The sequence below is a fragment of the Alcanivorax sp. DP30 genome (assembly GCF_009882945.1).
GTDB lineage: Bacteria > Pseudomonadota > Gammaproteobacteria > Pseudomonadales > Alcanivoracaceae > Alcanivorax.
Map to the genome: position 1 here is coordinate 465,044 of NZ_WTUY01000002.1, position 25,598 is coordinate 490,641.

Annotated in this window: 23 protein-coding genes; 6 read left to right on the forward strand and 17 right to left on the reverse strand. The window is 57.0% G+C overall.

The window, feature by feature from the left end:
• Positions 1 to 2 precede the first annotated feature (2 nt).
• On the reverse strand, positions 3 to 1,190 hold the full coding sequence (locus GQF00_RS02760) for a multidrug effflux MFS transporter (protein WP_161317622.1): 1,188 nt from the start codon (positions 1,188 to 1,190) through the stop codon (positions 3 to 5).
• A 311-nt stretch (positions 1,191 to 1,501) separates the two neighbouring features.
• Between GQF00_RS02760 and GQF00_RS02765 the strand changes: the two genes are divergently transcribed.
• A complete protein-coding gene (locus tag GQF00_RS02765) occupies positions 1,502 to 3,397 on the forward strand; it encodes a sodium:proton antiporter (protein ID WP_161317623.1) in 1,896 nt (631 codons plus the stop codon).
• 40 nt (positions 3,398 to 3,437) lie between these two features.
• Here GQF00_RS02765 and GQF00_RS02770 read toward each other — a convergent pair whose 3' ends face one another.
• From GQF00_RS02770 to GQF00_RS02795, 6 genes are all read right to left on the reverse strand, one after another.
• The gene (locus GQF00_RS02770; protein WP_161317624.1) at positions 3,438 to 3,857 is read right to left on the reverse strand and encodes a MerR family transcriptional regulator; all 420 of its coding nucleotides are present in this window, start codon (positions 3,855 to 3,857) and stop codon (positions 3,438 to 3,440) included.
• A 3-nt stretch (positions 3,858 to 3,860) separates the two neighbouring features.
• Complete coding sequence (locus tag GQF00_RS02775) at positions 3,861 to 4,868, reverse strand: hypothetical protein (protein WP_161317625.1); 1,008 nt, start codon at positions 4,866 to 4,868, stop codon at positions 3,861 to 3,863.
• A gap of 89 nt (positions 4,869 to 4,957) precedes the next feature.
• Positions 4,958 to 6,517 (reverse strand): FGGY-family carbohydrate kinase, encoded by a 1,560-nt coding sequence (locus GQF00_RS02780; RefSeq protein WP_161317626.1) that lies wholly within the window; start codon positions 6,515 to 6,517, stop codon positions 4,958 to 4,960.
• Positions 6,517 to 8,019 carry a glycerol-3-phosphate dehydrogenase/oxidase gene (locus GQF00_RS02785; RefSeq protein ID WP_161317627.1) on the reverse strand — a complete coding sequence of 501 codons (1,503 nt, stop codon included), beginning with the start codon at positions 8,017 to 8,019 and terminating at the stop codon, positions 6,517 to 6,519. Before GQF00_RS02785 ends, GQF00_RS02780 begins: the two co-directional genes overlap by 1 nt.
• A gap of 29 nt (positions 8,020 to 8,048) precedes the next feature.
• Positions 8,049 to 9,647, reverse strand: a complete 1,599-nt coding sequence (locus GQF00_RS02790; RefSeq protein ID WP_161317628.1) for an FAD-binding oxidoreductase — start codon at positions 9,645 to 9,647, stop codon at positions 8,049 to 8,051.
• A gap of 105 nt (positions 9,648 to 9,752) precedes the next feature.
• Complete coding sequence (locus GQF00_RS02795) at positions 9,753 to 10,577, reverse strand: lysophospholipid acyltransferase family protein (RefSeq protein WP_370519453.1); 825 nt, start codon at positions 10,575 to 10,577, stop codon at positions 9,753 to 9,755.
• Between the two features lie 138 nt (positions 10,578 to 10,715).
• Between GQF00_RS02795 and GQF00_RS02800 the strand changes: the two genes are divergently transcribed.
• Positions 10,716 to 11,381 (forward strand): OmpA family protein, encoded by a 666-nt coding sequence (locus GQF00_RS02800; protein ID WP_161317629.1) that lies wholly within the window; start codon positions 10,716 to 10,718, stop codon positions 11,379 to 11,381.
• A 238-nt stretch (positions 11,382 to 11,619) separates the two neighbouring features.
• Entirely contained in the window at positions 11,620 to 12,681 is a 1,062-nt protein-coding gene (ada, locus tag GQF00_RS02805; protein WP_161317630.1) for a bifunctional DNA-binding transcriptional regulator/O6-methylguanine-DNA methyltransferase Ada, read from the forward strand.
• Here the strand turns inward: ada and GQF00_RS02810 are convergent.
• Positions 12,678 to 13,913: an MFS transporter gene (locus GQF00_RS02810; protein ID WP_161317631.1), complete on the reverse strand. Its 1,236-nt coding sequence runs from the start codon at positions 13,911 to 13,913 to the stop codon at positions 12,678 to 12,680. The genes ada and GQF00_RS02810 overlap by 4 nt on opposite strands.
• Before the next feature lie 17 nt (positions 13,914 to 13,930).
• Between GQF00_RS02810 and GQF00_RS02815 the strand changes: the two genes are divergently transcribed.
• A complete protein-coding gene (locus tag GQF00_RS02815) occupies positions 13,931 to 14,743 on the forward strand; it encodes a patatin-like phospholipase family protein (protein ID WP_370519454.1) in 813 nt (270 codons plus the stop codon).
• 14 nt (positions 14,744 to 14,757) lie between these two features.
• Here the strand turns inward: GQF00_RS02815 and GQF00_RS02820 are convergent, their stop codons facing one another.
• The 3 genes from GQF00_RS02820 to GQF00_RS02830 form a co-directional block, all read right to left on the reverse strand.
• On the reverse strand, positions 14,758 to 15,861 hold the full coding sequence (locus GQF00_RS02820) for a ferritin-like domain-containing protein (protein ID WP_161317632.1): 1,104 nt from the start codon (positions 15,859 to 15,861) through the stop codon (positions 14,758 to 14,760).
• Between the two features lie 312 nt (positions 15,862 to 16,173).
• Entirely contained in the window at positions 16,174 to 16,623 is a 450-nt protein-coding gene (locus tag GQF00_RS02825; protein WP_161317633.1) for a PaaI family thioesterase, read from the reverse strand.
• The gene (locus GQF00_RS02830) at positions 16,620 to 17,090 is read right to left on the reverse strand and encodes a PaaI family thioesterase (protein WP_287962646.1); all 471 of its coding nucleotides are present in this window, start codon (positions 17,088 to 17,090) and stop codon (positions 16,620 to 16,622) included. Before GQF00_RS02830 ends, GQF00_RS02825 begins: the two co-directional genes overlap by 4 nt.
• Positions 17,091 to 17,298: 208 nt before the next feature.
• On the opposite strand from GQF00_RS02830, the gene GQF00_RS02835 reads away from it, so the two are divergent.
• Positions 17,299 to 18,423, forward strand: coding sequence for an alpha/beta fold hydrolase (locus GQF00_RS02835; protein ID WP_161317634.1), 1,125 nt, complete (start codon positions 17,299 to 17,301; stop codon positions 18,421 to 18,423).
• Between the two features lie 288 nt (positions 18,424 to 18,711).
• Here the strand turns inward: GQF00_RS02835 and GQF00_RS02840 are convergent, their stop codons facing one another.
• The 5 genes from GQF00_RS02840 to GQF00_RS02860 all read right to left on the reverse strand — a co-directional run bounded on the left by GQF00_RS02840 (position 18,712) and on the right by GQF00_RS02860 (position 22,224).
• Entirely contained in the window at positions 18,712 to 19,473 is a 762-nt protein-coding gene (locus GQF00_RS02840; RefSeq protein ID WP_370519455.1) for a hypothetical protein, read from the reverse strand.
• Between the two features lie 79 nt (positions 19,474 to 19,552).
• A complete protein-coding gene (locus tag GQF00_RS02845; protein ID WP_161317635.1) occupies positions 19,553 to 20,347 on the reverse strand; it encodes a hypothetical protein in 795 nt (264 codons plus the stop codon).
• Between the two features lie 141 nt (positions 20,348 to 20,488).
• Positions 20,489 to 21,064 carry a DUF805 domain-containing protein gene (locus tag GQF00_RS02850; protein WP_161317636.1) on the reverse strand — a complete coding sequence of 192 codons (576 nt, stop codon included), beginning with the start codon at positions 21,062 to 21,064 and terminating at the stop codon, positions 20,489 to 20,491.
• A complete protein-coding gene (locus GQF00_RS02855; RefSeq protein ID WP_161317637.1) occupies positions 21,054 to 21,482 on the reverse strand; it encodes a YkvA family protein in 429 nt (142 codons plus the stop codon). The genes GQF00_RS02850 and GQF00_RS02855 overlap by 11 nt, the downstream gene beginning before the upstream one ends.
• Positions 21,445 to 22,224 (reverse strand): ParA family protein, encoded by a 780-nt coding sequence (locus tag GQF00_RS02860; protein ID WP_161317638.1) that lies wholly within the window; start codon positions 22,222 to 22,224, stop codon positions 21,445 to 21,447. The genes GQF00_RS02855 and GQF00_RS02860 overlap by 38 nt, the downstream gene beginning before the upstream one ends.
• Before the next feature lie 391 nt (positions 22,225 to 22,615).
• Here GQF00_RS02860 and GQF00_RS02865 point away from each other — a divergent pair, with 391 nt between their 5' ends.
• Complete coding sequence (locus GQF00_RS02865; RefSeq protein WP_161317639.1) at positions 22,616 to 23,959, forward strand: cytochrome P450; 1,344 nt, start codon at positions 22,616 to 22,618, stop codon at positions 23,957 to 23,959.
• Between the two features lie 195 nt (positions 23,960 to 24,154).
• On the opposite strand, the gene gorA is transcribed toward GQF00_RS02865, so the two are convergent.
• Positions 24,155 to 25,531, reverse strand: a complete 1,377-nt coding sequence (gene gorA / locus GQF00_RS02870; protein WP_161317640.1) for a glutathione-disulfide reductase — start codon at positions 25,529 to 25,531, stop codon at positions 24,155 to 24,157.
• Positions 25,532 to 25,598: the final 67 nt, after the last annotated feature.

Here is a 25,598-nt window from a genome sequence, read left to right on the forward strand (position 1 = left end):
TTTCAGGACGGTGCTTGCTCGCGGGTGAGCACCAGAAACAGTGTCAGAGCGCCAACACTGGCCACCACCATGAGCAGTGCCATCGGCAGCGGCGTGCCATTGTGGAAACTGCCCAACACCGTGCCGACCACCCCCGCCAGCAGAAACTGCAGGGCGCCATTTAGCCCTGTGGCTGCCCCGCTGTCTCGTTCGAACAGACTGAGAAAACAGGCAATACCGTTTGGCATCACCAGCGCCATCATGCCGCAGACCACCATGATGAGTGGGATGACCAGCCACAAGGTCAGCAGGCCGCTCACTGCCAGCACCAGCATCAACACCGCCGCCGCACTCTGTATCATCAACCCCGTGCGCATGATGGCAGCCGTATCGTAGTAACGCAGCAAAATGACATTTAGCCGGTTCAGCAGCAGCATGGTGACCACATTGGCCCCAAACGCCACGGGAAACTGGGCTGCGCTCAGGCCAAAATAATCCATGTACAGGAAAGCGGCATCGGTGATGAAGGTGAACATGGCACTGAAGGACAGCCCGTTAGCCAGAATGAAGCCCATGGCACGGCGCTGGCGGATCACTCTGCCATAGGCCGTAAACAAGCGCTTTCGGAGCGGCTCGCTCCCTCCCTGGGAGGGTACGCCGGGCAGCAAAAAAGCCACCACAAGCCCCAACAGGACCCCATAAAGGGCGAGCATGTAGAAAATACTTTGCCAGCCAGCCAGATGAAGCAGCAACGAGCCCACAGCAGGGGCAAGCAACGGGGCCAACAGCATCACCAGACCGATCGAGGTCAGTACCCTGGCCGCTTCCTTGCCAGAAAAATGATCACGCACCGACGCGGCGGCAATCACCGCCGTGGCACCGCCCCCCAGAGCCTGAAGAAAACGCAGTAAATACAGCTGCTCCACATCCCCGGAGAACGGGATCATCAAACTGCCAGCGACAAACAATACCAACCCGGCGTACGCAACCGGCTTGCGACCAAACTGGTCCGAGAACGGCCCGCCCAGCCATTGCCCCACGGCGACGCCCAGCACGTAAACGCTGACCGAGATCTCCACGTCGTGGATGGGCACCTGAAAATGGCCGGACATACTCAACAGCGCAGGCAGGTAGGTATCAATGGCCAAGGGCCCGAGCGCGACCAGTGAGCCAAGGATAATGGCCAGTCGACCGGGGCTGATAGTTGGCATAGGGACATCCCGTTGAGTAGGCGAGCAGCAAGTCTAACCTGGCTGGCGCCGGCCTTCACGGAAAAATGAACACGATTCACGAACAGGTAAGCAAGCAACCGCTTGGCTTAACACAATCGTAAAAGGGCCCAGAAAGCGGTTGCCAGCGGCCAGACAGGCTGTGAGTATTAGCCCGAACCATTATGAGTGTACTGCATGCTTTTTGCGTCAACAGGTTTTAGTGCCAGCGTAGTTTACCTGACACGGATCAGACATATTCAGCCCCACGCCCTGCCCCGACTCACGATTTTTCCTGACTGCCAGGGTGTTGCATGCAACTAGAAATCGCCTACCAGCTAGCCATCATTACCGTTGTTGCCTTTGGCTGTCAGTGGCTCGCGTGGCGGATCAAACTGCCAGCCATCCTCCCCTTGCTGCTCACCGGGCTTGCCCTCGGCCCGCTTTTCGGCGTGGTTTCCCCGCAGGATCTGTTCGGTGATCTGCTGCTTCCCGGGGTCTCCCTGGCCGTCTCCATCATTCTTTTCGAGGGCGCAATGACCTTGCGCTTTGACGAGATTCGAGGCCTTGAGAAAACCGTGCAGCGACTGGTGACCTGGGGGGCGCTGATTACCTGGTCTGTGGTTACCCTTTCTGCCTGGTGGCTGCTGGAGCTGCCACTGGGGCTGGCCCTGCTGTTTGGTGCGCTGGTCGTCGTCACAGGCCCCACAGTGATTGTCCCGTTACTGCGCAGTGTTCGACCTGTCAGCAGCGTGTCCCGCTTGCTGCGCTGGGAAGGTATCGTGATCGACCCGATCGGTGCGATCCTCGCGGTACTGGCCTATGAGCTGGTGGTGGCCACCGGCCAGGATGGCGCCATCCTTCATTCCCTCTGGTTGTTCTTCCAGGCCATCCTCGTGGGTGGCGGAATCGGCACTGTTGTCGCCCTTGGGCTTGCAGAGCTCCTGCGTCGTCACCTGATACCGGAATACCTGCGCAGTTTTCTGGTGCTTTCCACTGTCATTGGTGAATTCGTACTGGCCAACGGCCTCAGCGAAGAATCCGGCTTGGTGGCCGTAACCGCTACAGGTATCGTTCTCGCCAACCGCAAGGGTGTGCGCACTGACGATATTCTCCACTTCAAGGAGAACCTGTCGGTGATGCTGATTTCCGTGCTCTTCATTGTGCTGGCTGCACGGCTGGAAATGGAGGAACTGAGCCGGCTCAGTGCCACGGCGCTGGCTGTGCTGGTCATCATTCAGCTGGTCGCCCGGCCCCTGTCCGTGCTGGCATCCACCCTGGGCTCCTCGCTGAACTGGCGTGAGAAATCACTGCTGGCCTGGATTGCCCCGCGAGGTATCGTTGCCGCGGCCATCTCTGCCCTGTTTGCCGAACGACTCACCCAGAATGGGGTTGAGGGAGCCGAAATGCTGGTGCCGCTTACCTTTATGGTGATTATCGGTACGGTTGCCCTGCAAAGCCTCACAGCACGCCCGCTGGCACGATTACTCAAGGTGGCAGAACCTGCCCCTCGCGGTTTCCTGATCATCGGCGCCAACCCGGTTGCCCGTGCCATCGGTTCCGCCCTGCAAAAAAACCAGTTCCCGGTCACCGTCACCGACTCCAGCTGGGAGTCTATCCGTGCCGCACGCATGGAAGGGCTGGGGACGTTTTACGGTAATCCCGTGTCACAGCATGCCGACCAGTATCTGGATCTGGTGGGTTCGGGCAAATTGCTCGGCCTGAGCCCGCGCCGCGAACTCAATACCATGTCTACCATGCGTTACCGAATTGAATTTGGTGAGCAGAATATCTTCAGTCTCCCCACCCAGAAAACCGAGAAGGAAGTGAAGCACGAGGTGGCCCCGGAGCACCGTGGCGCGACCCTGTTTGGCCCGGAAATGACCTATGCCCGTCTCGCCAGTCTGCTCAGCCAGGGTGCGGAAATTCGCAAGACCCGTCTCACCGAAGAATTTGGTTTTGACGCCTACCTGAACACACCGGGGCGTCAGGTCTGGCCGTTGTTTGCCATTGATGGCCGTGACCGTATTCTGGTCTTTACCGCCGAATCACAACCTGAGCCCAAGGCGGGATGGCATATCTTGGGGCTGGTGAAAGAAGACGTGGCGAAGGAAGAAGCAAAGGCCGAAGCTCGCGCCGAAGCCGCAGCTGAAAAGATTGCCGCTGACAAGGAAAAGGCCAAAGAGCCCGGGAAGAATAAAGACAACTAGCGGTTTGCCAGGCAATGGCGGAGACCGGCTCACCCCGTCTTCAGCCCTTGCCCTCATCCCCCACCACCGCATCAATCAAACCACACACCCGACCGTCATCCAGGTGGCAGTCGGGCTTGTCTTCCCATTCCGCCATGGCGGAGCGCATACGCTGACTCAGCGCCTGCAGTTCTCTGATTTGGGTCTCCACGTCGGCGAGACGGCATTCGATCAGGCTGCGCACCTGACCACAAGGCGTTTCACCTTCCTCCGACGCGGTGGCCAGCGACTGGATGTCCGACAGGGTAAAGCCCAACGAGCGGGCCTTGATGGCAAAGCGCAGCAGATGAAGATCTGCCAGATCGTAATGCCGATAGCCGTTCCCCGGATCACGCCGTGGCTTGAGCAGACCAATATCCGTGTAATGTCGCACCGTCTCGCTGGTGGTATCCGCCTGCCTGGCCATGTCAGAAACTCGCATGATTCACTCTCCTGTGGTTTCACTCATCCAGGGGCTCAATGCACCGGGTGTCACACGTTGCTGGTGTTGATAGTAACGTTTGATGGCCGCTGAGAGACGCTGTGGGCCTAGTTGCTCAGACAGCCGATCCAGGAAAACGGTTCCGCGGGCATCCAGTGTCTCCACATTCTGAGGAATGGCAGCAAGGGAGCATTGCAGGGCGCTGTCAGCCAGAGACCGGCTATTCGGCTGCTCCTTCCAGGCATCCTGAAGGGGGACAACCACCCAGTCGCAATGCTGGTGATGACGGGCATATATGCCAGTGATCTGCCAGAACCAGGGATCATCACCCAGCGCCGATCGCAAAGCCGACAGTTGTGAATCAACCGCAGATCTGTCGTTATCCGCAAACGCCTTCCGCAATTGCCACAGTGCTGGCTGTCCTGTATCGATCTGTGCCTGCAATGCTGCCAACTCACAGGGCTTGTCACTACACTGGGCCAGCCACAAGGCCAGGGGAGCTGCCCTGCCCTGGGCAAGCTTAGCCAGATCGGGATTTCCCGGATCCTGGCTCAGGGTTGTCATAAACATTTCCCCGGAACGGGAGGCAAGCCAGGCCTGCTGCGATCGCAGAGAAACCAGATCGAGGCCTGTGGCGTAATCATAGAACTGATCGACGGTATATTGCGTTCCCGGGGTGCCGGCAACACGGATGAAAGTGACGCTGGCGATATTATCCGTCCCCTCACCCTCCGCAAGATGCAGCCGCACACGTGCGGCATAACGTTCACTGTTCTGGTTGAATCCAGTGACGGCAAACGTCTCAAAGCGGACCTCAGCGAGCCATTTCTCCTGTAAGGATTGGGGCAGGTTGACGATGGTCTGTCGTGACAGCAACGGGCGCAACGATCCTGTTTGCAGGTCTGCACGGATTGCCGCCAGGGTATCGGTTTCACTCGCGTAAACAGACTGGCCGAATGGCCAGAACAACAAGGCCGTCAGACAAACCTGCAACAGGGACATCCATCGCATGCAGCAACCCACTCTCTGCAAAACAGTGAGCCTAGCACAGAGTCAGCGAGGAAGGCTTGATGGCCTTGGCGCCCTTGAAGAGCATCCGGCTAGCGCGCCGGGTAGCCGGTAATATGACGAATCGAGCGATACAGCGGCGCCAATCTCGGGTAAAGACGCCGGTAAACCTGCTGGTAGAGCTTGTCGTAGGTGTCAGTAAATTCTTCACGAGGTAGAAAACGTGCCCCCGGCCGTGTCATGGCAGCAACTGCTGAGCCATGATCGGCATGCACCCCGGTGGCCACGGCAATGTTGATGGCAGCCCCAAGCCCGGACGTTTCAGAGGTGTGGGGGCGCTCTGCCGGCAATCCAAAGATATCCGCGGTGATCTGCATGATGGCATCGCTCTGGGAGCCTCCACCGGACACCTTCAAGCGAGTGACTGGCACGCCATTGCGCTTCTCAAGCCGCTCCTTGCCCTCGCGCAAGGCATAGGCAATGCCTTCGATAATCGCGCGATACAGATGAGCACGGGTATGAACATCGCCAAAACCGACGATGGCACCCTTGGCCTCAGGCCCGGGGATTCTCACGCCGGGATTCCAGAACGGCTGCAGAGTCAGCCCCATGGCACCGGGCGGGGTCTGTTGCAGAAATTCCTCGAACAGGGTTTCCGGAGACACCCCCAACTGTTCGGCCCGGTCCACTTCTTCGCGGGCAAATTCCCGCTTGAACCAGTTCACCATCCAGTAACCGCGCTGAACGATAATTTCGGAGTTGTATCTCCCCGGTACTGCAGCGCCATAGGCTGGAACAAAGGGAATCGGCTCAACATATTTCTGGTTACAGGTGTTGAAGGTCGCAGTGGTGCCATAGCTGAGATTCCCCACTTCCGGCGAAAACGCACCGGCGCCCAGCACTTCACAGGCCTTGTCTGCGCCACTGGCAATCACCGGCAGACCTTCCGGAATCCCGGTGTGACGACTGGCCATTTCTGTGATGCGGCCCAGTGTTTCGCCGGGAGGCATCAACGACGGCAATTGCGTCGGATGAACCCTCAGCGCCTTCCACTTGAGATCATGGCTGGCAGCCCACTGGCCGCGCTTGTAGTCATAGGGGATGTAACCCACCTGGGAAGCCGTGCAGTCACGTATTTCACCGGTAAGGCGATAATTCAGGTAACCAGAGAGCAGCAGAAAATGCGCCGTTTTTGACCAGATTTCAGGCTCGTCCTCGGCCAGCCAGTTGCACTCTGCCTTGGCCTGAAACTGACGCAAGGTTTCGCCCTGCCCCAACAACTTTACCGGCGCCGCCAGCCAAAAGGGCAGTATCGGTGGTGACGCAGTGCGGCGCTGGTCCAGCCAGATGATCGCTGGCCTGAGAGGCTTCATACGAGAATCAAGACACACAACGGAGGCCCGCTGGGTCGTTAACGACACTCCCGTTACCCGCCCCTTCAACTCCGGAAATTCCAGCCACAGCGCCTGACAGGCCTGACCAAGCTCTTCCCAGAAATACTCTGCATCCTGCTCTGCCCAGCCTGGCTGCGCAGACACATAGGGTTCGATATGACGCTGGGATTTGGCCACCAGTTCACCGGTTGCATCAAACACCATGGCTCGAGCACTCTGGGTACCCTGGTCCAGCGCCAAAAACAGGGGGCTATCCATCAGCTCGCCTTGCGGCTTTCAAGCACGCCAGTAGGGACACCATAAAATTGCTGGTGAATATTCAGGTAGCGGTCCAGCTCCTGTTGCCAGCGCACGTCATCCCAGCCAAGTGCACTCTGGATCTGCAGACGACGCTGTTCAATAACGGCTTGCCCGGCATGGGGTCGAGTCAGACCCAGGCGGGTACGGCGCAACATTAAATCATCCAGATGCTCCACAGCCTCATGCTCCAATAACCAGTCGAAGAATGCCGTGTCATCCTGGTTAGCATGCAGAAAGTTCTCCACCGCCGAAGGTGCAGACTCCAGCGGGCGGTACATGGGATCCCTGGTTTTTTGCCCCTGACGATGCGCGGCTTCATCAATCAGGCCCGTGGCCAGCAAGGCATCCAGCGCAATGAGACGGAACGTGGTGAGCTTGCCGCCGCTCACGGTCACCACCCCGTTATCGCCCCATACCGCATGATCACGGCGCTCTTTTGACGGGTCCACACCCTTGCCTGAAGCAATGACCGGACGCACCCCCGCAATGGTGGCAAACACATCCTTACGGGAAATATCCCGGCCCGGAAACTGGCTATTGATAAGGGTCAGCAGGTAGTCCACCTCCTGACTGGATGCGCTGGCTTCGATGTCCATATCCTGCGGATGATCCAGGTCTGTGGTCCCCACGCAAGTGACCCCTTCCCAGGGAAAGACAAAGACCGGTCGGCCATCATCCGGATGCATGACCGTCAAACAGTCACTCACCGGCAGACGCTCGGGGTCCACAAAAAGGTGGCTGCCACGCAACGGCCTTACCCGGGCCTCACTGCCGGAAAATCGATCCGCCCAGGCCCCGGTGGCATTAATCACCTGAGCCGCTCGTACGGCGCCATCCTGGTCTGCTACCTGATCATTCAGGCTCACGGTGAAACCCTTTTCATCACGCTTCACCGAGGTTACCTGCAGGTAATTACACGCCACTCCACCATGCCGCGCCCCTTCCAGCAGGGTTCGCATGACCAGACGGCAGTCATCGGTGAGCGCGTCCGTGTAGCTCATGGCACCGGTCAGTCCATCGGCGTTCAGGGATGGGGCTCGCTCCTTCACCTGCTGGAGTGAGAGATAACGATGATCACGAATCCCGGCAAGAAAGTCGTACAACCACAGAATCGCCTTCATGGGCCAGCGGCCGGGAAACACTCCCTTGCGTAGCGGAAACAGATAGGTCGCCCGCTCTACCAGACCCGGCAGTTCCCTGAGTAGCCTCTCACGCTCCAGCAATGAATGACGGGTGAGCTTCACATCGCCCTGGGCGATATAACGCAGGCCTCCGTGCACCATCTTTGAAGATCGGCTGGAAGTCCCCCAGGCATAATCACGTTGCTCTACCAGCAGTACCTTCAAGCCACGTCGAGCGGCTTCCAGCATCACACCGGCCCCGGTTATCCCGCCACCGATCACCAGCAAATCCCATTGCTGATCAGCCAGCTGAGTCATGTCCTGTCGTTTGCCAAGCATGTTGTATCCCTGTCTGTTCCCTGCCCGTGTCAGTCCTGATCCTGGATCAGGCAGCCCGGATTGAGTTGCTGGCGCGGGTCCATGGCCTGCAGCAGATCCTTGATCATCTGCATACCCTGCTCGCCTTTCTCGTGGTGCAGCCACGGCGCATGATCACGGCCAACCCCATGCTGATGACTGATGGTCCCGCCATGGGCGACGATAGCCTCACTGGCAGCGGCTTTCATGGCTTGCCAGCGCTTTAGCGTCTTCTCGTAACTGTCTGAACTGCGGAACACGTAAGTGGTATAGATACTGGAACCTTGCGGATAAAGGTGTGACAAGTGGGTAAAGACATGCACCTGCTCTCCGTCACCGGCATTGTCTCTCACCGCCTGTTCCATGGCGGTCATGGCCGGGGTGACCTGATTCCAGTTAACTGCTGTCTCGAACGTATCGACCACATAGCCATGTTCCCACAGGCCATGGCGCAGATACGGAGAACGAAAACGGGATTCTTCCCATTTTCGGCCCAACAATTCGCCCACCATCACGCCGCCAGCTGCACGAATGCGGCGTTTACACGTTGCCAGGATCTGCCGGCTCTGGGTTTTGTCTCCAGTCACACCAAAGGTGATCATGCATTTGCGATCACCACAGCTCCGCACGGAAAGATAGCGATGCAACAGGGATACCAGTTTCTCATGACCGGCCAGCATCAAATGGGTGCGTGTCTCTTCCGCATTGGAAAGACGCAACATGGAAAGCGGCAGGCGGGACTGGGTCAGGCCGCGAACCAGTTCCACCGCCACATCCCAGTTCGGGGCAAATGCCACCTGAAAGGTTTCCACATCCGGCAGTGGCGTCACCCGCACTTTCACCTCGGTGATAACACCGAGGCGCCCCTCGGACCCCAGCACCATCTCACGGATATCCGGGCCTGCCGAAGAGGCCGGGATAGCGGGAATATCCAGGGTGCCGCGGGGCGTTTCCACACGGCCACCCGCAAACATCTGCTCGATGCGGCCATAACGCATGGATTGCTGGCCACTGGAGCGGCTGGCCACCCAGCCCCCCACAGTGGACAACTCCCAGGACTGGGGGAAATGCCCCAGGGTATACCCCCTCTCCTTCAGCTGTTGCTCCAGCAGTGGACCGGGGGTTCCTGCACCAAAGGTGGCTATCTGACTCTCGCAATCAAGATGCAGCAAGCGGTTCATGCGCGCCAGGGAAAGCGTGAGAATAGGCTTGTCGCTGGCCTGGGGATTGATATGACCAGCAACCGACGTACCTCCCCCATAGGGAATGACAATGATGTCTTGCCCGGCAGCCCAATCGAGGAGTTCCCTTACCTGAGCGGAATTTTCCGGCTCTGCCACCCCATCAGGGAAGTGATCAAATTGACCGGAGCGCATAGCCAGCCAATCCGGAAGACTTTGTCCGCGGGCGTGGCGCACCCGGGTTTCCGGGGCAGTATCAATAAGCGGATGGGGATTCAATCGGCTTTGCGGCACCGCCGCGATAACAGAGGCCAGTTCAGCGTCCTGCAGAGGAGAAGCATTCCCCAGCCGCGACTGAAGAAATCGCAACCCGGACGGTTTGAGAGGGTATTCGTTGGCGCTATCGCCCCAGCCATTCCAGCGTCGCATGGAATTTTCTCCTGATTTTTTCGCATGTTAGCGCTCAATCAGGGCTATTTCACTGGCGTAGCGGGACAGCTAATGAACTTTTTCGGACACGACTTCAGGCCGCATTCAATCCTTTAGAAGCCACTTTCGCCAACCCCTGCGCCGCGCCACAGAACGATCCTGATCAAGCTCTGCCAACATGCCGTGAATGGAAGTTGCCACTTCTTCGCGCAATTCCCAGCATGCCTCTTTATCTGCTGACCGCCCAGCCCAGCGTTCAGTGGAAATGGGTTCGCCAATCTGGAACCACAATGGCTCGGGTTTTGGCAGCAGCGTCGGCCCCACTCCACGGGCCAAGGGCATGAACAGATCTCCATCCCGAAGCAGCTTGTTCACCCTGCTGTTCTTCAAGATGCGCTTGCCAAACCGTGATTGTCTGAACGCATCACCATCGTAGAGAACGTCATAGGTATAATCACAGCCCGCAGAGGCAAACGGGATGATGTCATAACCATGGGCAATGGCCATTCTGGCGAATCCTGTTCGCTGCTTCCAGACCAGCCGGTGCTCTTCACCCTTGCGCATGGCAACTTCCCTCCCGCCGCCAGGGAATACCAGCACATGCTGTCCACTTTCCATAAGTTCCTGGCAATTTTCCGGAGTACCATCCACCGCGCCAAAACGCTGCAGCATGCTACCCCAACCCGGAATCACGAAATGAAAATGATCACCCAGAGCCCTCGGATACACCCCTGTTTCCCGGTACAACTCGGCCACAAACAGCGGCGAGTCAATCAAACCGTACAGGCCATGATTCCCAACGAACAAGGCCGGGCGTTGCGGGTCGACATTTTCAACCCCACGCAGTCTGGGCGCAAAATACCAGCGTTGCATACGCAAGCGTTTGTCCAGTGACTGGAGTGAGGGCGGTGTAAACGTCGAACTTTTCACTGTTTGACCTGTCCTTTGTAGGTACTGTTGGCAAAAATACGAGGCGGGACTTTACCAGCTTTTACACCGCAGCTATGGTTAAAACGCGCCTAAACCATTAAAAAAATCTATTACATTCTTTCCGTCCAAGGAGCTTCCATGAAACGTTTTGCCGGTTCTCTGGTTCTTGCCAGCGCCGTAGCTTTTGCAGGCTGTAGCACAATTAATCCTTACACCGGGGAAAAGCAGACTTCCAAAGCCACTTCTGGCGCCGCCATCGGCGCAGTCGCGGGCGCATTGATCGGTATCGCCACGTCTGACAGCGCCAAAGAACGTAAGGAACGCGCGCTGGCTGGGGCCGGCATCGGCGCCGTGACCGGCGGTGGCGTGGGTTACTACATGGATGTTCAGGAAGCAAAACTGCGCCAGAAAATGGAAGGGGCTGGTGTTTCCGTAACCCGTGACGGTGACAACATCATCCTCAACATGCCGGGCAACCTGACCTTTGACACTGACAGCAGCACCGTGAAGTCTTCGTTTGCTCCTGTGCTGGAAGCGGTAGCCGAAGTGCTTGAGGAATATGAATCCACCATGATTCAAGTGGCTGGCCACACCGACAGCACCGGTGGCGACCGTTACAACTTGCTGCTGTCCCAGCAGCGTGCCCAGGCCGTTGCCAATCAACTTGGCAGCCATGGTGTTCAGCAAGTTCGCATGGATGTAGTCGGTTTTGGTGAGACCCAACCCATCGCCAGCAACGGCACCCCTGGCGGCCGTGAGCAAAACCGTCGTGTAGAACTGACGCTGATGCCCTACACCAAGTAATCTGCGCTGACAGAACCAGATGAAGAAGGCAGGCCAGTGGCCTGCCTTTTTTATATTTCTCTTATTCGCAGAAATGCGGGATGGTAAGGCTCTGACGCCTGACCAGCCCATATCTGCGTAAGTACGTGATGCAGATTTTATCCGCACTGCTTTTTTCGGCTGTGATCACAAGATCCCGGATGCGGGCCGGGTTTCACACAGGCATCATTGCCTTATGGAACCAATGAGTCGTCCAAGCATGAATGACCACCAAGATCTGAATGCCTACCGCTGGCAGATACTGGCTTCAAGGACCCGAAATCCGCAATACCCTTTTTGCTACGCAGTGGTTACCACCGGAATCGTGTGCAGACCCGGCTGCCCATCGCGGCTACCCAACCCGGAAAACGTGCGTTTTTTCGATAACTGCCAAGACGCGCTCAAGGCAGGCTATCGACCCTGTAAACGCTGCCACCCACTTGATGACAACAAGGAACCATCGGAGCTGGTAGTGCGCGTTTGTCGGCAAATAGAACGCGACCCGGACCAGGCCAACCTGAACACTCTCGCGTCGGTTCTTGGCTACACACCTGCGCATTTACAGAAAACGTTTCGGCAACAAATTGGCATCACACCGTTTGACTACGCCAGAGCCTTGCGTCAGCAGCGCATCTACCGGGAGCTGGGACACAGCCGCAGCAATACCGATGCCCTTCTCCAGGCGGGATATCAATCCAGCAGTCAGTTCTATACGGAGTTCAAACAGTTCAGCAGTCTTCCACCCGGGAGCCATCGGCAATCCGGCAAGGGCGAAATTCTGACCTTTGCGGTCGCAGACACTACCCTGGGCGCTCTGGTTGTGGCTGCCAGCGACAAGGGGCTGTGCTGGATTTCCCTGGGCGACGACCCGCACGCTCAAGTGGAAGAACTTCAGCGACATTTTGCCAGGGCCGAGTTCTGTCCACCTGACGAGGCATTTAACCAATGGGTCAGTCAAGTCACGGGCCTCGTAGAGGCACCCGGCGAGAGACTCTCCATCCCTCTGGATATTCGCGGCACCGTGTTTCAGCGACAGGTATGGGAAGCACTGCGCAAGATCCCCATGGGCTCCACGATGGATTATCAGGCCTTGGCCGACAAGATCGGCAAACCAGGCGGAGCCAGGGCAGTAGCCAGTGCCTGCGCAGCCAATGTGCTTGCTGTCGCCATTCCCTGCCACCGCATCGTTCGGCGTGATGGCAGCCTGTCAGGCTACCGCTGGGGGGTAGAACGAAAAGCTGATCTGCTGGCGCGAGAGAAAGGCCAGGGCATGGGCAATTAACTCTGGTGAGGCACCGAACGCCTCACCAGACGCCAGGCGAGAAAGGTAAGTGGTGCGAGCAAGACCATCACCAGTAGATAGGGCCATCGATGGTCCAGGGTGTATAGCCCTGTTCCCACCAGTGGTCCCAAAATGAAGCCCAGCGCAGGACAGGCGCTGGCCAGACCCGCTACCCGCCCCTGCTCTTCGTGGCTGACACGCAGACTTGCCAGAGACATGATGGCGGGCATCCCGAATCCCAGTCCCAGCCCCACAAGCAACACAGCACCACTCATCAACCACTGCGAGTCCGCTATCCATAGCAGAACAGCGCCAGCGCCAATGGCCGGCACGGCCATGACGATCAGCAATGTAGCCGGCGCTCGCAGCCATTGCACCACAATGATCTGCCCGGATAAGGACGTAATGGCTGCCGCCATCATGGTCATGCCCAAGGTACGAGCAGCTTCTTGTGGCGACATTTGAAAATGATCCTGAAACAGAAAGCCCAGGGTCTGCTGAATCAACGCGAAGCTCATGAACAGCATGACCCCGGTCATCAGCAAGTCCCGCAAACGGGGGTCCGCATACGCCCCCAATCCTTTTCTCAGCGTTTGCATCAGGCCAAGGGTTCGCTGAGTCCTTACCTGCGGTGAAGGAGGCAGAAAAATGGCGGTGCCAATCGCCATCACCCCGGTGATGATGGCAACCGCATAAAGCGGGAACACCAGCGTGATGGCAGCAAGAATGCCACCGGAAACCGGGCCGATGACTGTCCCCAGATTATTCGCCGCTCCGATACGGCCCATACCCTGAGTCCGCTGTTCCGGGGTGGTGATATCCGCCGTGTAAGCGGCAGCGGCAGCAGGTGTTGCCGCCATGATAGCCGCTTGCAGCATCCGGCTGAGCACCAGCCCCGCCACCAGCAAGCCACCGGTAACCCAGCCACTGAGGCCCGCCTGAAAAACCAGTGCGAACATCAATGTGCCCAGGGAATAGCCGGTCAGGCCGATCACCAGAACGCTCTTGCGCCCCAGAGACTCGCTTACGGTGCCCCACACCGGACTGGCCAGCGCAAAGACAAGCGCTGAACAGCTGATGATAAGCCCCACTTCCATCTCGGCCATGCCGGTCGCTCGCCCCAATGAGGGCAACAGGGTAAACACCAGCGTCTGGCCCAGGGCTGTCACTGCCACTGCCATTAGCAGAATTGAGTGTTGCAGGGTGCTCGCGGTACGCTTGCCACTATTCATTATCGAGGATTCGCCTTGTGTCACAGCCCGCGCCCTTGTTGGCGGACTGGCTTTCCCGCGTGCCATTCACGCTGGGAATGTCGTCCGGTTTTTTTGGGTTTTTTGCCCATTTCGGTGTCGTCAAAGCCCTGGCTGAAAACGGTATTCACCCGGCACGTTTCACCGGGTCCAGCGCTGGCGCACTGGTTGGCGCCTGTGTTGCCGCAGGATGCAGTGTGACGGCGCTGGAAAGCCGTTTGCTCTCGCTGACCAAGGACGATTTCTGGGACCCCTCTCCTGGCCTGGGCCTGCTTGCCGGCAACCATTTTCGAGACATGCTGGGCCAGCTGCTCCCTGTTACAGAGCTGGCCGACTCACCCAGACCTGTTGCGATTTCCGCCTGGCACGGCCGCCATCGCCGCACCCGGGTACTGCGTAGTGGCAATGCCGTGGAAGCCATCTATGCCTCCTGTGCCGTGCCCGGACTGTTTCAACCCGCCAGAATTGATGGCCATCGCTATTGGGACGGCGGCATTGCCGACCGTCATGGGCTGGCAGGCACCTGGCCCGGCGAGCGGGTACTCTATCACCACCTGCAATCCCGTTCCCCCTGGCGTCGCCGCCACAGTCAGGCACTGGTCCCGCCGCAGCGCCCCAACCTGGTCACACTGACCATCGATGCCCTGCCCCGCAGCGGCCCGAACAAACTTGCGCAGGGGTATCTCGCCCTTGAGCACGCCTATGATGCAACGCAACAGGCCCTGTCCCAGCCCATTACTCTGGGCCGTGTGCAGGCGTTTGCCAATGACAGGGAGAAACCGGGCAGCCCACAATCGGAACAACCCGGCTAAGCGCTGCAGAGCGACTATTCATAGAGGGGGCGTGACAACTCTGCCCAGTCGACCTCACCGTCATCCACCAGGTTCTCGAACTGCAATAACCCGAGGGCTTCAAAGCGCGGTCTGACCGAATCGGTGAGCAACCCGATGCGCTTCAGGTTCGGCATGATGCGGGTAAACAGCAGATTACGGAACTGCCCCATGATGGCAGAGGACAGCACCTGTTCCCGGGCGACATCCACATCCCACCCGAAATGTTCAAACACTTCAGTGCTGATCAGCCGCTCACGCATGACCACACAGGCTTCATAGGCAAAGTGGGCGCGCTCCTCCAGTTCTTCTTGAGAAAGAGACTTAACAAAGTCCTCCAAGTAATTGACACCAAAGGTAACGTGTCGGGCTTCGTCACGAATTACCAGGTGCACAAGCTGCTTCAGCAAGGGGTCCTTGGCGGTCATTTTCAGAGTATTGAAGGCAGCCAGTGCCAGCCCCTCGATGATGATCTGCATGCCGATAAACTTCAGGTCCCAGCGTGGATCCGAGAGAATCTTGTCGAGCAGAGACTTGAGGTTGGGGTTGACTGGATAAAGGATGCCGACCTTTTCCTGCAGGTAGCGGGTAAACGCCTCTACATGCCTGGCTTCATCAAAGGTCTGGCTGGCGGCATACAATTTTGCATCATAGGACGGGGCACAGCTGGCCAGCTGCGAGGCCACCAGCAAGGCGCCCTGCTCGCCATGCATGAACTGGGCAAGCATCCACGCCAGGTTATGCCATCCAAAACGTAACTTCTCGTCGTCACTGAGTGCCTCAAAGGGTGCCCAGCCGTTGAAGGGATTAAAGGATTCATCCATGGGAATCTGGCTGCGTGGAAAGTCCTGGCTCCAGTCCAGATCCATATCTGCATTCCAGTTCAACTCTTTACCCAATTGGTAAAGCTTGCGAATCCGCCCATCTGCAGACGCATAATCCCAGTTGTAGTGTCCGGTCAGTGGTGTCTGAAAAATCTCCACCACATCCTCCACATGTTGGGTAGAAAGTTTGTCCTCGATATCCTCGGCGCCAGGTCCATCCCAGTTCTCATAAATGCTGATGTGGGTGGGCGGGGTGTTGACTCTGGTTATTTTCATTCCGGCACCTTTGGCATTGTTATGGATATCACTCCACGCTAACGCTGACCGGGATCTGAGGGAATGGGTTTGGATGACATTTGAACCGGCTGTTGGCGTGAAATCACAACCCACCATGAAAGCCATGTCGTTAGCTGCATACGGGCCGGAATGGTGCGGGAGCGTACTTGCACGCCAACCAGGGGGCTCCCTGGTCAAGGTCCTCCCCGTGCAAGCACACTCCCACAGCGCGTGCATGAATGTCCCCTGTAAATCACTAACGGCGACTTCAAAGCCGAGACAAACCGGAAAAGCCCGGCTCAGGCACAAGCTTCAGGCGTTATCGTCCGACAGCAGAAAGTGTGCACGGGCCAGGGTTATGGGCTCCTGCCGGTTTTTCTGCCAGGCGCTGATATGGACGTTGGCAATGCGCCGCCCGAGGCGGGTGACACTGCACTCAGCATAGGTGTCACGAAAATGCCCTGCGCGCAGATAATCAATGGTGAAATCGATGGTCTTGGGCACCCGCGGCTCCCCCATCTGCAGCAAGATGAAAATAATGGCCGCCTGCTCCATGAAGCCCGCTACAGCGCCGCCGTGAAGGGCTGGCAGGGTCGGGTTGCCGACCACATTGTCATTCTTCGGCAAGACGAAGGTAAGCTCATCCCCCTGGGACACAACCTGAATGCCGAGAAACCGCGCATAGGGTACGTGGTCAACCAGCGCCTGGTATTCAACCTTGCCGCTGCGGCAGTCCTCGATCAGAGATTTCAGTACATTCATTGGCCTACTACCTTGCCAGCGTTATCAATTTTCAGTCGCGTATAGGTGGCCAGTCCGGTGGCTATGGGTTCGGCGTCGCTGCCCTCTTCCCAACTGGTCAGCCGCACAAAGGCCACATGGTTAGTGAGCCGGTAGCAGCTGGCCTCACACACCACAGCGGCTCCTTTTGCCGGCCCGCGTAAATGATCGAGGCGAAAATCGATGGTGGGGGTAATTTCGAACGCCGGGAAGGTGCGACAGGTCACCGCCATGCCGCCAGCCTGGTCCATCATGGCGAAAATGGCACCGCCATGCATGACCCCGGTGTCCGGGTTGCCGACCAGATCTTCACGCCAGGGAAGACGGGTACGCACGCAATATTCTTCTGCACTGAGCACTTCCATTCCAAGCACCTTGGAATGGCGCACGGATTCCAGGAATCTGTTACAGATATCCAGGCGGGTAAACGTTGGGGCGCTGTCTGTCACGGCGGCCAATGCCTCCTTCACGGTAAAAACGTTACATTCTTGGGGCTGTTTGAGCATTTATCCGTCACTATGGATAAACGGACACCACCCCGGATCGGCAATTATACCGGTCTGACGGTAACAATGGCCCAGTCCATGTTACTTTTTTACCCGTGTACCAGACCGAGCATGGCCCAATCCGGCCACATACGCATCAGGGAGAATCGCGTTGGCATCATCGTCAAGGCTACAGACCGGCCTCCGAGCTGTCGGTCATATTGTCGAGCGGCGCCGCCATCCGCAGCGCTTCATTCAGGTGGACAAGGCCCCCTGGGATGAGATCTACCGGGACGGGATCATGGCGGTGCGTCATTACAGCCTGCCCCCCGGCGACAGCATTCCCCTCAATGACGACACCATGGCGGTTGAAAAGCGCAAGCATCGCACTCCCCTGCTGCTGATTCCGGCCCTGGGCATTCATTGCTGGACCTATGACCTGATGCCAAACCGCTCCATGGCGCTTTACCTTATGGCACGGGGTTATGACATTTACCTGGTGGATTGGGGCAAGCCCTCCCAGGCAGAACGCAGCCTGAGTCTGGATACCTACGTTAACCGCTGGCTCCCAGCGGCGGTGGATGCGGTTAAACAGCACGCCGAGTCTGATCAGGTGAACCTGATGGGATATTGCATGGGTGGGCTATTGTGCCTGATGTATCTGGGCGGGCACCCGGATGCCCCTGTTGGCAGCTTGATCACCATCGCCAGTCCTGTGAATTTTCACAAGAGCGGCCCCTTTGGCAAAGTGGCAGGGCTGGCAGCCATACCTGCCATGCAGGTGCACGACTGGTTCAAGGTTCGCCTGAAACCTCTTGATGACAAGTTGTTCCACATCCCTGCGGGCATGCTCACGCTGGGCTTCAAGATGACCAACCCACCGGGGGTGGTTCAGGCGTACATGGATCTGATCCGCAACCTGGCCGACCGGGAATACATCACCGGCTACATGACCATGGGACAGTGGTTCAATGACATGGTGGACTACCCTGGTGCGGTGGTTCGCGAAGTGATCGAAAAGATGATTCTGGCCAACAGCCTGGCTCGTGGACGCATTCGCATCGGCGGCCGCGAAGTGGATTTCTCATCCATCCGGCAAGACCTGCTGGCGTTTGCGGGCACTACGGATAACATCGTCAGCCTGCGTGCAGCACGGGACATCATGAAGCTGGTGGGCAGCCAGGATAAACGTTTCGAGGAAGTCCCCGGCGGCCATGCCGGCGTTTTTTCTGGTTCAAAGGCACCCACCCATGCCTGGCGCATCAGTGCTGACTGGCTGTCTACGCGATCAGATTAAGCTGCCCTGCAGTCTGTCCGTGAGATCGCCGAGAAGAGGGTTGTCGAATTGGTAGAGCGTCTGCCGTGCACGATTTAAAGGACAAAACGGCAGGCCGTGAAGCGTATCCAGATCAACTACACCCGAGCCGCGTTGAACGACGACAGTTTGCGGTTTCTGGCTTCAGATCTTCGGCATCAGGCGATTGAGCAGTTTTTCTGGCGGTAAATCCACGATATACCCAATAAAAAGGCGGAAATCCCACCGGGGAATCTCCGCCTTGATTTTGGGTTTGGTGAAGGCCGGCGTTTACTGCCCCTGGACCAACGCCTCAACGCGTTCCGCCACCTGGGTGGCATAACGGTAAAACAGATACGGCACCTTTTTGCTTTCGGTATCATTCATTTTCGGCACTGTAGAGCGCACAAAGGCCCAACGCTGCCCAACAAAGTCCAGCACATCGCTGGCCGCGGCATCATCCTGGTACTTCTGCTTCAATGCAGCCAGGCTCTCATCAATCTGCCTGGCTTCGCTGGCAAAATCCATAGGCTTCAACCCAGTGCCCGTGGGCAAACCCGCAGAAGGGAATGCCGCCAGTGCAAGATACTCACTGGCCACACGCTGCATGGCAACGGACAAGTCAGCAATGTCCAGATAATCGGCTTCGTCGGTCTGAGCCTGCTCGGCAACCTGAATCACCGCCAGTGTCGTGGTATTCATCTCGCTCATGGCGGCATAGTCCGCATAACCCAGTGAAGCCAGGGGATTGTCCAGCGCCCGGTCAGATAGGGCCTGCCAGGCGTCACCCAGTTCCATGGCGGCTTTCTCCTGGGCTGGCTCTGCCTTGTCTTGCAGGGCCGATGCATCATTTTGGCCCTGTGCAAGCAAGATCCTCAGAGATTCGCGGTCTTCCGGGTTGTCACCCCGAATAGCAAGCAAGTGAAACCCCATCCGGGCTCGCCATGCATTCGCTTCCACTACTGCCAGATCCGTGGCCTTGATCGCTGCATGCCCGCTCGCTGCCAATGCCAGCAGCCCACCGGTCACAGTCATCCATAACGTCTTTCTCACCCGATACCCCTTTCTACTAACTAACAAAAAACCCCCGCCGTGAGCGGGGGCATCAATGTGCAACTGAAACTTGCCGGAGCTATTCAACCGGCCCAAAGGTGGGCTTTTCCACTTCCGTGGATGCCAGGCTGATAGCTTGGTCAATGGTATCAACCATCTGCTTGGTATAGCGATATACCAGGAATGGCACCGCATTCTCGTAAAACTTGACCATGGACTCACGGATGAAGCGCCACTTCAGGCTCACCTGGCCCAGCGCCCGGCTCATGGCATCATCGCCACTGTGATTCTTGCGCGCTGCAGCCAGCATGGATTCAAATTGTGGCACAGCATCCTTGAATTCAATACGTCCTTCATCGGTACCGGCGGCCATGCCACCACTGGGATCCGCCGCCACGTTCAAATATTCGGATGTCATCCGCTGCAGATACGCTGCCAGTTCTCGCACATCATCGTATTTGCCAGCAGTGCCGCCCTCAAATGCTTCCATTTTTTCCAGCATCAATGACGGAATCACATTCACATCCTGAATGGTATAGGTGTCGGTATAACCCTGCTCAGCCATGGTGTTGGCGCTAGCGGCTTTTTCGAATTTGTTCCACTCATTACTGAGCTCGACAGCGAGCGTACGCTCCTCACTGCCTTCGGCATCCGCATCAATGCGTTTCAGAGCTCGACGTGCCTTGTCGATGGAGCCGTCCAGATCTGAGGCATATTTTTCGCCCCCAGTCATGATGGTCAGCATGTGGAAATCCGCGCGAACCTGCCACAGCCCCAATTCAAACTCTTCCAGATCGGCATTGGAAATGGCAGCCATACCATTTAGTGGCAAGATGGCGAGTGCCATAAGGCTCCCCAGCAGACGCATTGCCATCAGCTTCTCCCTTTCTCATAGAATTGTTATTGGACTTTATTGTTGTCGTTCGCCGTCAATATGCCGAGCGAATCAAAGTAAACACTATCACAAAATTCATCAAAATGAGGAATATGGCACAGCAATACCGCTAACCCAGAGCTACCAGGGAGTCACGGGTCCGTAATGGGCATATCTATGCATATATTCATTCAGTATTTCCGGGAACAGCCAGGCCGCGACCAGCAACGCCAGAGTCACCAGCAGGCCCAGGACATTTACCACCAGGTAAAGACCTCCCACCAGCATTACCAGCCATCCTGGCGGAGGGTTTGGTGTCCCATACCGGTTCACAAAACTGTCGCCATCGCCCAGAAACAGGTAAAGCATTAGCAGGGCATTAACCACCGGTATCAGGCTGACCATGGCCCACCACCCGGTTCTACCCATGTCATGGAGCCGACGAACCATCAGGCACAGCAGATAAACGGCAAGCACAATAATGACTACCAAGCTGCCAGCCACCCCTGAAGGCCGGGGCAGCAGCTGCTGAGACAGCAACATCAACAGGACAATCAGCAATGCACCAAACAGCGAGGCAACGAGTTGATAGCAGGCAAACCTAAGCCGCCCCAATCGCTGGGAAAGACTGAGTGGGGAAAGTGCCTCATAGACGATCGTGCCGTTTCCTTGATACCCGGGACGTAAATCCGGGGCATCGTAATAATCATTCCCCACCAGGATCCCCTACCTGCTGTTCTCGCCATGCCTTGTAGTTCCCAATGTCATTCTGACATTGCTTCCAGACCCGACTTAACAGTGCCAAATCATCAAGCAAGCCCAGCGCCAGTATCGGGTCGGGAATCGCATCAAGGGGCATCATGAAATAGACCAGCGCCCCAGTGATGGAAAGCAGGGTTGAGCCGGGCAAATTGGGATAACGCCCAGTTGCCCAGTCATACAGCATGTGTGCCAGTAGCTTAACCTGCCCGGCGCCCTCCCCCAGCCGGCTGGATAACTTCTCTCCACGGCGACCCGCCAGGGTCGCCAACCAGCGAGTGGCCGAGACAGACCGGGTAATCCGTCCGGCTCGGGCCAGAGCCTGGCGCCGAAACCGGTTAATGTGACAGCTCCTGGAACAGCGCCCGGTACTCATCAGTGAGCTTGTGCCGCGGCTGCATATTGACCAGCGGCGTCGCTCGCTCGTGGGATTCACGCATGACCACACTAGAGGACAGCTTGCTCTCCAGAATCGGCAAACCTTCTTCCTGCAAGGAGGCAACCAGTTCCTGGGGAAGTCGGGCACGGGGCTGATACTGGTTTACGATAATTCCTTCTACCCTCAACTCATCGTTATGGTCTTCCCGCGCTTCCTGAATATTTTCCAGCAGGGTGTAAAGCGCCTTGCGAGAGAAAGCATCACAATCAAACGGTATCAGAACCCGGTCAGCGGCAATGAGCGCGGACAAGGTATAGAAGTTATAGGCAGGCGGGGTATCAACAAAGATGGTGTCAAAATCACGGGACAGGGTTTTAAGCAGGCCTCGTAACTTGTAGATCTTGTGTTTGGATTCGAGCATATGCTCGATTTCACCCAGTTCCCCATCGGAAGGCAGCACGTAAAGGTTCTCGAATGGCGTCGCGTGCACGTACTCACGGGGCTCCTTTTCCTTGAGACGAAATGACAGGGTCTGAGCAAAAAAGGTCCCGATATTTGGCTTCGGGCCTTCCCCATGGCCATAGGCATCCATCCCCAGCAGGTACTGACTGGCATTACATTGTGGATCCAGATCGACCACCAGAGTCCGGTTGCCTTCAGCTGCGCTGATGGCCGCCAGATTTACGGTGATACTGGATTTGCCCACGCCCCCTTTCTGGTTAAACACCACACGACGCATTCCTTGTTCTCCTTAATACAGCTCGGATGATGGCCCGAACCTTATGGCTCCAAGTCTCGGGCTCAACTGCCACCCCGGCAGTAAATAAAGGCTGAATGATACACAGCTCACCAGTGGACTCACAGTGCCTGTAGCGACCGCAAGTTACTCACAAAAGCTGTGGATAAGTCCCTTGATAACCTCTTGAGCATTTCCCCGGGCCACGGTGGCGCTGAAGGTTGCCCTGACTGGCTAAATTTCAACCTGATGAGCGCACCAGGATCTGCTTGGTAATCATGTCAGGCCGTTTTGAGATCAAAGGTAGACATGATCACAAAATCTATCTCCCAACTCTTGCTCCTGATGCCCTACCGGGACTAATAGTAAACACTATGTCGACAGGAGAATAATAATGTCTCAGCCGTTAAGCACCGTCCCTGCCACCAGCCACCTCAAGGCAATTCCCGGCGACCGCGGGTTACCCGTGATTGGCAACACCCTTGCACTAATGCGCGACCCTATCGGCGTAATGCGGCAGCGCTATGATCGCTATGGCCCCATATCCTGGACGAGCAGTTTCGGCCTGCGCATCGTGCAAATGATCGGCCCGGAAGCCAACCAGTTTGTGATGTTGAACCGTGGCGACCTGTTCTCAAATCATGATGGCTGGGACTTTTTCATCGGCAAATTTTTCCACCGTGGCATCATGTTGCTCGATTTCGATGAGCACAAATGGCATCGCAAGATCATGCAGCAGGCCTTTAACCGGGATGTACTGAAAGGTTACCTGCAGCGCATGGGACCGAACATCGAAGACGGCATACAGCATTGGGAACAGGTTCCGGACTTTCATGTACTCAGTGCGGTCAAACAGCTGACACTGGATCTTGCCACGGACGTATTCATGGGCTACGAGTTGGGTCCGGAAGCCGATGCTGTCAACACCGCGTTTATTGACACGGTTCGCGCAGGTACTGCCCTGGTGCGTTTCAATGTTCCAGGAGGTCGCTGGGCCAGAGGGCTGAAAGGCCGCAAAGTCCTGGAATCGTTTTTCCGCAAGGGGCTACCAGTCAAACGTGCCAGCCAGGATTCAGACCTGTTCAGCGTGCTGTGCCACGCGAAAACTGAAGAGGGTCAACAATTCACCGACGATGATGTGGTCAACCACATGATCTTCCTGATGATGGCCGCCCATGACACCTCTACCATCACCCTGTGCACCCTGTTCTACTATCTGGCCAAGAACCCCGAGTGGCAGGAGAAACTCCGCGAAGAAAGCCGGGCTCTGGGCAAGACCTGTATCGACTACGAAGACCTGGCGAGCCTGGAAGGCATTGGCATGGCCATGAAAGAAGCCCTGCGTCTGTGCTCGCCGGTACCGTCCATGCCCCGCAAAACGGTCAAGGACGTGGAGTTCAATGGCTACCTGATCCCCAAGGGCAGCTTTATCACTGTTAGCCCCTTCTTCACCCATTACATGGAAGAAATCTGGCCAGAACCCGAGAAATTTGACCCGGAACGGTTCAGTGAGGAACGCCGTGAAGACAAGGTACACCCTTATGCATGGGTACCCTTTGGCGGCGGTGCACACAAATGCATCGGATTACATTTTGCGGAAATGCAGGTCAAAGCCATACTTCACCAGGTACTACTTAACTACCGCTGGAGTGTCCCGGCAGACTACGAAATGCCGCTGGATCTCACCAGCCTGCCGGTACCCGGTGATGGACTCCCGGTGAATCTGGAACGTTTGTGAAAAGCAGCGGCGAGGTACGAGTTTCGAAAATCAAAGGCCAAAGCCCGCTTAACTGCGCGGATTCACCTTCGAAACTCGTAACTCGTCACTTTTCTCGCCAAGGTTCGAATCACTTGCAGTTAAGCTCCTGCAGCCGCGGCGAGGAGGCCTGTCCCTACGCCCGCAGTGCATTAACCGGCTGTCCACCTTTAACGATTAGGGGCTGGCAGTGATCAACTCCCCCTGGCGCATGGTCACCAGTTCTTCGGCAGCCGTTGGATGAATTCCCACGGTGGCGTCGAAGTCTGCTTTGGTGGCGCCCATCTTGATGGCAACAGCGAAGCCCTGGGTAATCTCCGCAGCATCTTCACCCGCCATGTGCAAACCCACTACACGGTCGGAGACGTCATCCACGATGAGTTTGAGCATTGAACGCACCTGGCGGTCTCCCAGGGTGTAGCGCATGGGCCGGAAGTTGCTCTTGTACACCCGGATTGCGCCACATTGTGCCAGTGCCTCCTCCTGTGTCATCCCGACCGTACCGATATTGGGGTGACTGAACACGGCGGTGGCAATGTTGCGATAATCCAGTGGCGCCTGTGGCTTATCCTTGCCATAGAGGTATGCAGCCAGCCACATGCCCTCGGCAAGTGCCACAGGCGTGAGCTGAAGACGGTCAGTCACATCACCCAGCGCAAACACCCCCCTGATACTGGTTTCATAGTGTTCGTCAACCTTGATGGCGCCACCGCTATTCAATACCGGCATACAGTCTTCGGCAAAGAGATTATCCAGCAACGGAACACGGCCAGTAGCGTAGAAGACTTCGTCAAATTCCAGCTGCTCACCTCTCTCGGTGAATACCTGCCGGGTGCCCCCTTCTCTTTCTAGTTCAATACGCGTCACCTCCGTATTGAATCGCAAGCTGATACCATGCGCAGCCATCTGTTCAGCTACGAATTCGCGGATGTCGGCATCAAACCCCCGCAAGAATAGGCCACCGCGGTAAATCTGCGTAACCTCACAACCCAGCCCGTGAAGAATGCCGGCAAATTCGGTAGCGATGTAGCCCCCCCCCACCACAGCGACCCGAGCGGGTAACTGGTCGAGATAGAACAGATCGTCGGAAATTCTGACCAGTTCCTTGCCGGGAAAATCAGGGACAAACGGCTTGCCGCCGACTGCCACCAGTATCTTGTCGGTGGTGACCACTCTTTCGCCCACGGACACCCGCCCCGGCCCCTCTATACGACCGTGGCCTTCGATAATGGTGACACCGGCCTGGTCGAGAATTTTCTTGTAGATACCATTCAGGCGTTCAATTTCACGGCTTTTGTTCTCCCGCAAGGTAGGCCAGTCAAAATCCCAACTGTCTACGGAGTAGCCAAAATCCTTTGCCAGTGCGAATTCATCCGGAAAGTGGGCACCGTAGGAAAACAGCTTTTTCGGTACACATCCCACGTTGACACAGGTGCCGCCGAAGAACCGTTCTTCCACAATGGCAACGCGGGCGCCGTGTCCTGCGGCCATCCGTGCAGCACGCACCCCACCAGAACCCGCGCCTATCACCACCAGATCAAATTCGTTACTCACTCGCTACTCCTTTCAAAACGGTTTTGCTCTATGGCGTTACAGCCAAAGGAAGGTAAGTGCATTGGAT